Source organism: Peribacillus saganii, assembly GCF_003429095.1.
GTDB lineage: Bacteria > Bacillota > Bacilli > Bacillales > DSM-1321 > Peribacillus > Peribacillus saganii.
Genome location: NZ_QVTE01000078.1, coordinates 1 through 11,045 on the forward strand (window position 1 = coordinate 1; position 11,045 = coordinate 11,045).

The following is an 11,045-nucleotide window of genomic DNA, read 5'->3' on the forward strand; positions in this document are numbered from 1 at the left end:
AGCGATTGGCTTATGACCTCGAAGGGCTGGGCGCTGTAGCTAGCCAATATAAACATTTTATTTCTTACTTCAAAAAAAAAACATCCTATTGGATGCTCTATAAGTGTTATATTCTGATGAGGCTCATTAAAGTCATATGGTCATATGTAAAAGAGGCTGCCATCTTCTTTAATTTATACACAGATACACAGTTTTTATATCTATATTCGGGGAGTAGGAACAGTCTCTATTTCCCTGCAATAAGTTCTTTAATAGGTAAATCGGCTGTTTTTTTGGCAGGGATTACACTAGCTATAATTCCTAATGCCAGGGAGACTATCAGCCATAAACTTAATCCCTGCGGTGAAAATGAAGATGGCAGAGGGGAGTTAATTAGGGAATTCCCGATTTTATCATTTAAAAGCAGTTGTAGTGGATAAGAAAGAGCTGCTGACAAACCCCATGAAATCATAGCAATGAAGAGCCCTTCACCTAAAAGCAGCTGATATATTTTCATTCTGGAGCCTCCAACAGCCCGTATTAATCCTATCTCATGCCTCCTTTCAAACACATTTATTCCCATTGCTGCAATTAAATTCAGCATGCCGACTGCTGAAAAAAGAATGCCGGTAACCAAAAGACAATACAGCACCATGGAAATAATTTGTTCTGGCCTGTTATTCATATTTTGGGCGGTATCAAAAGCTTCAATGGAGATATTATTTCTGTTAAATAGAGTTTCTATTTCATTTATTGTTTGGGCAGATTGCTTCTTTGCATTGGAATAAAGCTTTACTATAACCCGATTTGGCTTTTGTCCGTCTATCCAGGAATGGTAATCATCTTCAGCCATATAAATAGAAGGACCTGTTAATTGGCCTTGTATAATACCGCCAATTGTCCATGTTTTTTTTTTGTTACCAATTTTTAAGGAAATGGACTCACCCGGTTGAACATTGCCAGCCAATGGTTGAAAATCGCTATTTATAACAATGCTGTTTGAGGGCAGCGAATCTAACCAAAATCCCTTTTTTACAATAGGCTGTATCATATTGCTTTCTCGGGGAATAGCAAGCAATAGAGCATTAGCCGACTTGTAATTTGATGATAATACTACTTCTGCATTTCTCCCTGTCCAGCTTTCTGCCTGATAGACTCCGTTCGTGTTACTGGCTATCCTGGAAACATCGGAAATGTCCATCTGTGTCCTAATATCCCATTGCATATCATGCTTCCAAAAGCCTTGCATCTCTTTTAGCGTGCTGGTCAAGGAATTGTTGAGAGCAACACAGGAGATGATCACAGCACCGCCAAAAGAAAGCATAAGGATGTTGGTCAAAAGCTGAACCTTTTTTCTGCATGAATTTCGTACAGAGAGAAGGAAAAGGGAGAAGCCGGAATCTCTCTTTTCTGCTCTTTGATATGGTTTTGTCCCATTTTTAAGTCCCTGTACAATGGGGATTTTCAGTACACGGTTAATGGGCACAAGCGCTGCAATTGATGGGACCAAAAACGACAAAATACCAATAAGAAATAGGACATCCCTCGAATAATGAAAGTATAATTGTCCAATATTTAAATCTTGAATGAGAGTTTTGGAAAAATAAAAGGAAAGACAGGCACTAATTAGGAACGTTAATAGAAATATTACTATCCCTATTAATCCCAAGGTCACACTGCAGTATTTCCATATTAAATCCTTCTTTTGTGCACCGAATACTTTTAAAATGCTCATTTCCTGTTTCTTTTTTGCTGTCAGCCGATAAAAAAAATGGATTACGAGAATAACTGCCAGGCCTACTGCCAATGTGCCAAGCATAATCAGTAATAAAAAGACGGTATCCGTCATTTGTTTTCTTACTGTTAGGGCCTCTGAAACCAGTTCCGTCCGATATACGGTTATCCCCTGCTCCTTGAGCTTCTCTTTAGCATGTTGAAGAATGTTATCGCCATTTTTTTTATATTCTCCTGGCAGAAGTGTAATTTTAATTGTATTTTTTTGAGATGAAATTCCAAGTGTTTTCATTGATTCCGGAGAGATGTAGCCGCGACCCAAACCGGTAAATTTAGCAGGTATAAAAGCATAGTCCGTAATTTGGCCTGCAACTTGCAGGTTTTTTTGCTTTTTTCCAGGGAGTTTAACTGAAATCATATCTCCTTTTGTTAAGTGATAATGATCCATTGTTGTTTTCTCTAAATAAATCCCAGGTTTAAACGGAGGGCCGGGATGATTGGTTTCCTCCCCAGTAGTATATGAGGGGAATGTTTGTAATTCAAAGTTTTTAGCAGAGCCATTGAATTCCACACGCACCTTGCTTTGAAAAAGTGACTGGGCATGTTGAATTCCATTAATACTTCTTAAATCAGGCAGTTCATTCTGAAATGGATTGGTGTAGAAGTAGACAGAATCCTGCTGGTTTTTGGCAGTTTCCTGCACTGTACTGCTAAACAATTTGTTGGTATTAAGTAATGTAGCCATAGTGGCTAAACAAACTGATATGGAAATGATTAGCAAGAAAATTCCCGTTAAATCCTTTCGCAGATCACGCAAGGCTTTTTTAAAATACAAAGGCATCATATCTGTCCCACTTTTTCATTAGTGAAATAAATATCTGAAATTTGTCCATCCTTCACCAGCAAGGAGCGGTCCACCCTCTGTGAAAAATCTGTATCATGTGTAACCATAACGATTGTTTTGCCTTGTGCGGCCAGATTTTTAAAAAGTGAAAATATGTGTTCTGCATTTTCAGAATCCAGGTTTCCTGTTGGCTCATCGGCGAGTATAAGGGGGGCATCATTGGCTAAAGCTCGGGCAATCGCACATCTTTGCTGTTCTCCTCCGGATACGGAGTCGGGGAAATGGTTAGCTTTATGCAAGAGGTCCACATCTTTAAGCAGGCTAAGTGCCCGTTCTTTTCTCTTTCTTCTGGTCAGGAACCGGGAAAATTCCATTGGAAGCATAACATTTTCAAGCAATGTAAGAGTCTGCAGCAGAAAAAAGGACTGAAAGACAATCCCTGTTTCACGGCAGCGCCATTTTGTTATCAAATTTTGTGGAAAGCTGGATATCTTTTTACCACCCACAGTAATTGATCCGTTGGTTGGAGAATCTATCCCTGCCAGCAAATGCAACAGTGTGGATTTTCCACTGCCTGATTTTCCGATTACTGCAACAAATTCTCCCTTATGGATAGATAAATTAACATCCTTAAGTGCCCAAAACTGTCCGGCATCATTTGAATAGACTTTAGATAAATTCTGTAATTGTATCAATAGTAAGGACTCCTAACGTAACGGTTTACTAACTGTAATAACATGTTGATTCTGACTGCGCAACACCTGTCGCGTTTTCTTATTTCTTTGACGGAAATTATTATGAGCAAAACATCACAAGTTTTAGATTTTTTCTGGTTCGACAAAACAATTTTTCATTGGAAAGAAGCTGGATTCGAGAAAAACGAACTAGATTATTTCCCTTATTTAACCAGTTAATAATCATAAAAGTCTAATTTTTCGGCATATATTGCTTTGCGTTTTAAATAAAAAAAAATCCCAAAGAAAAAAATTTTTTTTGAAGTCGATGGAAATTTGAAAATGTAATGAATTAGTAAAGGATTGTAAAGACAGCTTCACCGGTATAAGAAATAAAGAACGTGTGCGATAACAAAAAAAATGGTAAAAGGTGGGTAAACATTAAAGTTAGTTTACGATTTTTTCATTTTGTAAATATACAAGAAATGGAATCGCATACATCCTTTAATGATAGGGATTATTAGGAGGCTGTAGTCAAATAGAAGTGAATTGGCTGAAGGGACAAACGTAGGATTGATAAAAAATCTTGTCGTCATTACGCTGAGTTTGACGAATCACTGCGCTGGCTCAGAAAGCGCGGCGGTTCAATCTAAAGGTGAAAGGAGAACTACTATGTCAAAAGCTGTACAAGAAATACCTGCAGCACAAGTTCAGCATGTTACGACAGACAAGAAATTTTCCGTTAAGGAAAAAACGTTTGTGATCACGCTTTTCGTTCTAACTGTTGCAGCACTCTTCTTTGTAAACTGGACTGCATCCGATAAATTGAATTTAACCATCGGACTTTATGGTTCAGTAATGATTGCGTACCTGTTGGGAAAAATGATTCTTTCTTTTAAATACAAAACAGTCGACCTGGACCCGCCGGATTTAAAGGTTTCGGTGATTATACCTTCTTATAATGAAGAGCCGGAGGCCGTTCTGGGAACGATTAAAAGTATTCTTAAACAGGATTACCCAATTCATGAAATTTTCGTAATTGATGATGGGAGCAAAGATATATCGGCTTACAATGCTTCCCTGAAGCTAAGAGACTCGCTTCTTACAAATATCGAGGGAATTATCCCTTCGAATCTCCCAAAAGTGATTGTCCACCGGCTTCCAAATAACAAGGGGAAGCGCCATGCGCAAATCTGGGCCTTTGAGCGGGCAACCGGAGATGTTTTCGTTACGGTTGATTCAGACTGTACTGTTTTCCCTGATGCTATTCGTGAATTGTTAAAGCCTTTCAACGATTCTGAAGTGACTGCAACCACGGGACATGTGAATATCCGGAATAGAACGGATAATATTTTAACAAGATTGATAGATATGAGATATGATAATGCTTTCCGTGTGGAGAGGGCGGCACACTCGGTTACGGGAAACGTGCTGGTCTGCAGCGGTCCTCTTAGTGCTTATAGACGTCAAGTGGTCATTGCAAACCTGGAACATTATGGTACCCAAATGTTTTTGGGGCAACAGGTACAACTTGGTGATGATAGATGTTTGACAAATTATGCTATTCGAGAAGGAAAAACATTATATCAGTCAACTGCTCGCTGTATTACAGATGCACCAACTTCCCTGTATACACTTCTTAAGCAGCAGTCGCGATGGAACAAATCCTTCTTTAGGGAAAGCTTAATTGCACTGAAAATCGGATTAAAAAAACCGAACGTATTTGTTTGGGTCATGCTGGAAATGTTCTTATGGCTAGCCTTTGGTGTATCACTAGTTATGGCATTTTACATAACTTCTACAACAATGGGGTGGATCATGCTGATATACTATCTTGCCTATGTGACAATATCTGCTTATGCAAGAAACGTATTTTATGCGTATAAAAAGCCGCTTACCTTCTTACTTGCACCTGTCTATGGAATCCTTTTTTTAATCTTGCTCTGCCCGCTTCGTTTCTGGGCGCTGCTAACTTTGCGTTCCACTTCCTGGGGTACTAGAGGTTAATTTTCGATAACGTTCTGGTTAAAGGCAATACTCTCTCTGTAAAAGAAATTTTATCGATTAATAAAGGAGTTGTTTGTTACATGAAGATTCGAAAGGCCATCATTCCTGCTGCTGGTTTAGGAACCCGGTTTTTGCCTGCTACTAAGGCTCAGCCAAAAGAAATGCTTCCGATTGTTGACAAGCCAACCATTCAATACATTGTGGAGGAAGCCGCAAAATCAGGCATTGAAGATATTCTGATAATCAGCGGACGGGGAAAACGTGCAATTGAAGATCATTTTGATAAAGCTTATGAATTAGAAGAAACCCTCTACAAGAAAGAAAAATACGATAAATTATCAGAAATTCAGGATATTTCGGATATGGCCAACATTCATTACATCCGCCAAAAGGAGCCCAAAGGATTGGGGCACGCCATTCATTGTGCTTCAAGCTTTATCGGTGATGAACCTTTTGCCGTATTGCTGGGTGACGATATAGTCCGATCTGAACAGCCATGCTTACAGCAGCTTATTGGTGTTTTTGATAGGTACCAGACTTCTGTGATTGGTGTGCAGGAAGTAAATCCAAAGGAAGTTTCCAAATATGGAATTATCGCTCCATTAGAAAATAAAACACTTGATGAGGGGATTATTGCACTCGCATCGGTTGTCGAAAAACCGTCGGCTGAAATGGCACCATCTAATTATGCCATCATGGGGCGATATATACTCACTCCTGAGATTTTTTCAATCCTTGAAACTTTGCCCCCAGGCTCTGGCGGCGAGATTCAACTCACCGATGCCATTCAAAAGTTAAATGAAATTGAAAATGTGCTTGCATATGACTTTTATGGGAAGCGATATGATGTTGGCGACAAATTTGGGTTTGTTAAAGCAACGATTGATTTTTCTCTTGAAAGACCGGATCTTAACCCGCAAGTAAAAAAGTACTTAAAAGAGCTCGTCAATACAGAACAAATCCTACATTAATCTTATGACCAGGAGGGGACTTACATATGAAAGTATCAATCATTGGAACAGGGTATGTAGGCTTAGTAACAGGAGTTTGCTTATCGGATATAGGCCATGATGTAACTTGTCTTGATATCAATCCTAATAAAATCAACTTGCTGAAACATGGCAAATCGCCTATTTATGAACCTGGCCTTGAGGAGTTAATGGCATACAATATTAAAAAAAATAGACTAAATTTTACTACTTCCCATAGTGAAGGACTCCGGGATGCTGAGGTGGTATATATTGCAGTAGGAACTCCGCAAGCAGAAGATGGTTCCGCCGATTTGAGCTATGTTATGCAGGCTGCAAAAGATATAGCCTGTCATATTAGCCGAGATACGATTATTGTAACGAAAAGCACTGTACCAATTGGAACAAACTACAAAATTAAACAGGTAGTTTTAGAACATCTTCAGGAAGATGTTACAGTTGATTTTGTTTCGAATCCGGAGTTCCTTAGAGAAGGATCCGCCGTAGAGGATACATTTAACGGGGAACGGATTGTCATTGGTTCAGAGAATGAGGAAGCGGCTGATAAAATGGAGGCATTGTATGAGCCATTTCGTATTCCTGTGCTCAAAACCAGCATCCTAAGTGCTGAAATGATAAAATATGCAGCAAATGCGTTTCTGGCTACTAAAATCTCCTTTATCAATGAAATTGCCAATATTGCAGAAAAAGTTGGGGCAGACGTTGAAGAGGTAGCTTATGGAATTGGCAAAGACGGCAGAATCGGTGACAAGTTTCTTCAGGCTGGAATTGGATATGGTGGCTCCTGTTTCCCAAAGGACACACATGCTCTTGTGAAAATTTCTGAGGAATCGAACCATGATTTTCATTTATTAAAATCTGTGATTAAAATAAATGAATCTCAAAAAAGTGTATTATATCAAAAAGCAAAAAAACGATTTGGTTCACTCGCCGGGAAACGTGTTGCTCTGCTCGGATTGGCCTTTAAACCGGAAACAGATGATATGAGAGAAGCAGCATCCATTACTCTTTCTGAAAAGCTGCTGAATGATCAGGCAGAAGTTATTGGCTATGATCCCATTGCAATAGAAAATGCAAAGAAGGTACTGCCGGAAGGTGTCATTTATACAGACAAGATAGAGGATGCAGTAAAACAGGCCGATATCGTGTTTATACTGACTGACTGGAAGGAAGTTATTGAAAAAACCCTTGTTCTTACCTGCTTGTTTCATGAGCAGCCAGTATTATTTGATGGACGTAATTGTTACTCACTTGAAGAAGTGCAAAAGTTCAATATTGAATACCATTCTGTTGGAAGAGAGGCTGTTCGTCCAGCGATACAGGAAAGGGAGCTTACTGCATCTTTTTAATGCTGGCGTCGTTTTAACCTTGCTAGAGTTTTGTGGACGTTCTTTGTAAAAGAATGTGGATCAGAATAGCGTTTCTACAAGGGCAAGGAATGCATCGGCTAGATTCATCGCACGAAACAAAGCGGCTGTTTTATGAGGACGTGACTTGACTTTCTTAGCTGTTCTTCTGTCAGGTCGCATGCGCTTTTCTTTTCTCAGTAACAGTGAGGCGGCTTTAAGCGGATAAACTTAAAGTCGTCTTTATCTTAAATAATAATGTAAGCGCTTAAATATTTTCGAACGGAAGCATTTTTGACTGAACAAAAATGTTTCCTTCATGTGTTTTGGGGTAGCATGGTTAATGCAAGTAATTATATGCCAAAGGGAGGGATATGAATTGGTTCCTGAAAGCCGGGCTGTTTGTTCGGTTCTTTAAATTGGAAAACGTATTTCCTGATATTTTCAACCTCGATACTTTTGCAACAATGTGTACACCATATCTGCCGTTCATTAAGTGATTATTTTTTATCGAGATAGTTTTAAATTTCCTGGCGCCGTAAAAACCTGTATTTATTCTTATTAAATCTGAACGGGAATAAGTGGATTTTCCACCGTTTGCAATAAAATTGTCGCTTATATCTATATTACTTCCACCTGCAATGTCAACTGCCGCAGAATATCTTCCTCTACCGCCAATAAAATTATCCTGAATTTTTACATGATCCTCATATACAGATATAGCTGACCACATATCGTAATAATGCTCTTCGTCATAAGTATCATAGAAATTATCGAGTTTAAAGCTGTTATATATTTTATTATCCTTAATCAGCACACCTGGCGATTGAATTTTAATTGCCCTTTTATGAGTATTGTGAAAGGAATTATTGAGGATTTTGAGCCCGACTTTCTTTTTTAAACCTTGGACTACAATGCCGTCACCATCGTCTTTTGGACCAATGTCGGCAATCGTTGAATTCTTGATCGTGATATTATGGCTTTCCGGCTGCTTGGCGAGAGTAGGGCTTATTAATATTCCACGAGCGACTTTATGGTGCCAGCCAACTTCTGAGGAAACATTATTTGCAAAAACATCCTTAATAACCAGATTATCCATCATAACATTGTGTACACCGCCTTCAATACGGATAGCTATAGGGGTGAAATTTGACAGGGATTTTGTCGTTGGCTGAGCGAAGCTTTTGAAAGTAGCTGAATGGATTGTTACGTTTTTTGTTCCATTCATAACCCTCAGCCCCCGTAATACAAGATGGTTTCCATCTACTATTAGATTATGTATTTTAATATTTTGGCCAAGGATTTTTAACATAGCAGGTCCTTCGGATTTTGCTTTAATAATAGAGTCAGATCCGTAAATTTCAGTATTATCTTTAACGACCAATGGATCTGAAATCAAGTATGTTCCAGCCGGCAGGTATACTTTCTTATTTTTTGCATTAGACAATGCTTCCTTAATGGCACGGGTGTCATCGGTCTCACCATCACCGGCAGCGCCAAATTGCTTTACGTTCAGTATCCGTTTGTCTTGATGGGTGAAATTTTTCTCATGAACATTTTTGTCCTGTTGCTTATTGTCGCCTTCCGGCATACAGGTTTTAAGTATTAATAAACACAATAGTGCCAAAGAAGCCAATAAATATACTATTTTTTTTATTCCCATAAAATGCCATCCTCACAGTTGTCTTATTGTAATTCTTTATGGTGTAAAAAAGGTTTCTTACAACAGTTATACTAAATACAAGAACGGTTTCTCAAGGTAAAACAATTCATGGGAATAAAGTTTTTAATCCGGGCTTCATCTCATATAGGGCAGATCAGTTTGTGGTTTTAGTAGTATCGCCTCACACCATCAGCATATTATCAGGTGAATGCCTGATAAAAATAAGGATTACGTTCCAAATGAGAATGAAAAAATATTGGAAGAATGAAAGTTTTGGAGAGAATCTATGACCTAGCAATCAAATTTTTTCTTTCGTGCTTTTTAGGAAAATAGAACCCGTTCACCAGTATCAATCATTACAGCGCTTACATAAGGCACAACTGAATCATTTGTCCTCCGCTGCTATTTAAGACGAAAGTATACTCTTTATATTAAGCCCACATAGTGATGCAATTTTAGATTAATATGGGGATGAAATCATAAGAAATAAGGAGGAGAGGATCAATGTCTGCTGAAACTGCAAACCAGCCAGGAAGAGAAAACAAGAAATATATTTTCGAGGTTCATTTTCTGCGTGCATTTGCTTGCCTAGCAGTTGTGGGGGTACATGTATCTGCTACTCACTTTGGAATGAATGAAGAGACATGGAACAGGTTAACCTACTTTATTAATCAATACGGCCGATTTGGAACTCCAATCTTTGCTGTTATTAGCGGTTTTCTGCTATTCTACCAGGTTAAAAGGAAAGGATTTCAACCAGGAAAATTTCTCAAATCCCGTGCGTCTAAAATTGTCCTTCCCTTCCTGGTCTGGAGCCTGGCATATCGATATCTGCTATATTATTATGATAATCAAGCATTGGGTACACCGGCATCAGAATTAAAGAAGATATTGTTGGGGGAATCTTTCTATCATCTGTATTTTGTTGCTATCGTTGTTCAATTTTATCTCATCTTTCCTTTTCTTCAAAAAATCTTTCGCACTCAAACCCTTATGTTGCTGTTCACCTTTGTATCTTTGTTAATTAGTTATAACCTCTTTGGTTTTAATCCAGGCATAGAAGGGCCATTTGGGAATTTTTTAGCGAGCAAATCGTTCATGCCTATATGGCTTTTTTACTTCGCTTTTGGTGGATTGCTAGCTTACATTTGGGATGAAATAGTCAGTTATGCAACAAAACGTCCCTGGAAAATGTTCGCATTGGCTATGGCTGTTTCAGCAGGAGCTGTAGTTGAGAATAACATTAATGGTGATTTGTCCAATAGAAGGCTTTCGAATTTGGTAAACATACCATTGCTTAGTATTGCGATTATCGGGATGTATCCGCTTCTCAATAAATGGAATATCATTAAAAGGCCTCTTATATTACTTGGTCAATATTCCATGGGCATCTATCTGGTACATCCAATGATCTTATATTTGTTTGCAAGGCACCTGCCACATCAATATTGGCATGTAAATTATGTACCGGCTATGTTCGTAGCTGTACTCCTTATTGCGGCCATTTTCATTCGGATACTGCAATTTATTCCATTAAGCGGCTTTATTATTCCAGTACCGAAATTAAAGAAGACGAAACGGTCTATTGAAACAACAGAAACAATGGATAACAAAAAAAGCACCGCATAACAGAAAAGCGCAAGCGCCCTGTTCAGCCCTGACAAGCATAAGACAAGCGCTGACAGAAGGCCGCTTTATGCCTTCCGAAGCGATTGGATTATGACCAGGGTTGTGACGGGCTTTGGTCACAACATTCGAGGGGCTGGGCGCTGGAGCTAGACATAACAGAAAAGCGCAAGCGCCCTGTTC

7 protein-coding genes are annotated in these 11,045 nt (G+C 38.8%); 4 read left to right on the forward strand and 3 right to left on the reverse strand.

The window, feature by feature from the left end:
• Positions 1 to 226: 226 nt before the first annotated feature.
• Positions 227 to 2,557, reverse strand: a complete 2,331-nt coding sequence (locus tag D0469_RS20650) for an ABC transporter permease (protein WP_117328593.1) — start codon at positions 2,555 to 2,557, stop codon at positions 227 to 229.
• Positions 2,554 to 3,252 carry an ABC transporter ATP-binding protein gene (locus tag D0469_RS20655; RefSeq protein ID WP_117328594.1) on the reverse strand — a complete coding sequence of 233 codons (699 nt, stop codon included), beginning with the start codon at positions 3,250 to 3,252 and terminating at the stop codon, positions 2,554 to 2,556. The genes D0469_RS20650 and D0469_RS20655 overlap by 4 nt, the downstream gene beginning before the upstream one ends.
• Before the next feature lie 651 nt (positions 3,253 to 3,903).
• On the opposite strand from D0469_RS20655, the gene D0469_RS20660 reads away from it, so the two are divergent.
• The 3 genes from D0469_RS20660 to D0469_RS20670 all read left to right on the forward strand — a co-directional run bounded on the left by D0469_RS20660 (position 3,904) and on the right by D0469_RS20670 (position 7,576).
• On the forward strand, positions 3,904 to 5,238 hold the full coding sequence (locus D0469_RS20660; protein WP_117328595.1) for a glycosyltransferase family 2 protein: 1,335 nt from the start codon (positions 3,904 to 3,906) through the stop codon (positions 5,236 to 5,238).
• Positions 5,239 to 5,318: 80 nt separating this feature from the next.
• Positions 5,319 to 6,209 carry a UTP--glucose-1-phosphate uridylyltransferase GalU gene (gene galU / locus D0469_RS20665; protein ID WP_117328596.1) on the forward strand — a complete coding sequence of 297 codons (891 nt, stop codon included), beginning with the start codon at positions 5,319 to 5,321 and terminating at the stop codon, positions 6,207 to 6,209.
• Between the two features lie 26 nt (positions 6,210 to 6,235).
• Complete coding sequence (locus D0469_RS20670; protein WP_117328597.1) at positions 6,236 to 7,576, forward strand: UDP-glucose dehydrogenase family protein; 1,341 nt, start codon at positions 6,236 to 6,238, stop codon at positions 7,574 to 7,576.
• 337 nt (positions 7,577 to 7,913) lie between these two features.
• On the opposite strand, the gene D0469_RS20675 is transcribed toward D0469_RS20670, so the two are convergent.
• Positions 7,914 to 9,236 carry a glycosyl hydrolase family 28-related protein gene (locus D0469_RS20675; protein ID WP_117328598.1) on the reverse strand — a complete coding sequence of 441 codons (1,323 nt, stop codon included), beginning with the start codon at positions 9,234 to 9,236 and terminating at the stop codon, positions 7,914 to 7,916.
• A gap of 504 nt (positions 9,237 to 9,740) precedes the next feature.
• Here D0469_RS20675 and D0469_RS20680 point away from each other — a divergent pair.
• Complete coding sequence (locus D0469_RS20680; protein WP_117328599.1) at positions 9,741 to 10,865, forward strand: acyltransferase; 1,125 nt, start codon at positions 9,741 to 9,743, stop codon at positions 10,863 to 10,865.
• Positions 10,866 to 11,045 lie beyond the last annotated feature (180 nt).

Bases quoted from the DNA above. Each gene is read 5' to 3' on its own strand.
- D0469_RS20675 (WP_117328598.1), bottom strand. From the start codon at position 9,236: ATGGGAATAAAAAAAATAGTATATTTATTGGCTTCTTTGGCACTATTG.
- D0469_RS20680 (WP_117328599.1), top strand. From the start codon at position 9,741: ATGTCTGCTGAAACTGCAAACCAGCCAGGAAGAGAAAACAAGAAATAT.
- D0469_RS20650 (WP_117328593.1), bottom strand. From the start codon at position 2,557: ATGATGCCTTTGTATTTTAAAAAAGCCTTGCGTGATCTGCGAAAGGAT.
- D0469_RS20670 (WP_117328597.1), top strand. From the start codon at position 6,236: ATGAAAGTATCAATCATTGGAACAGGGTATGTAGGCTTAGTAACAGGA.
- galU (WP_117328596.1), top strand. From the start codon at position 5,319: ATGAAGATTCGAAAGGCCATCATTCCTGCTGCTGGTTTAGGAACCCGG.
- D0469_RS20660 (WP_117328595.1), top strand. From the start codon at position 3,904: ATGTCAAAAGCTGTACAAGAAATACCTGCAGCACAAGTTCAGCATGTT.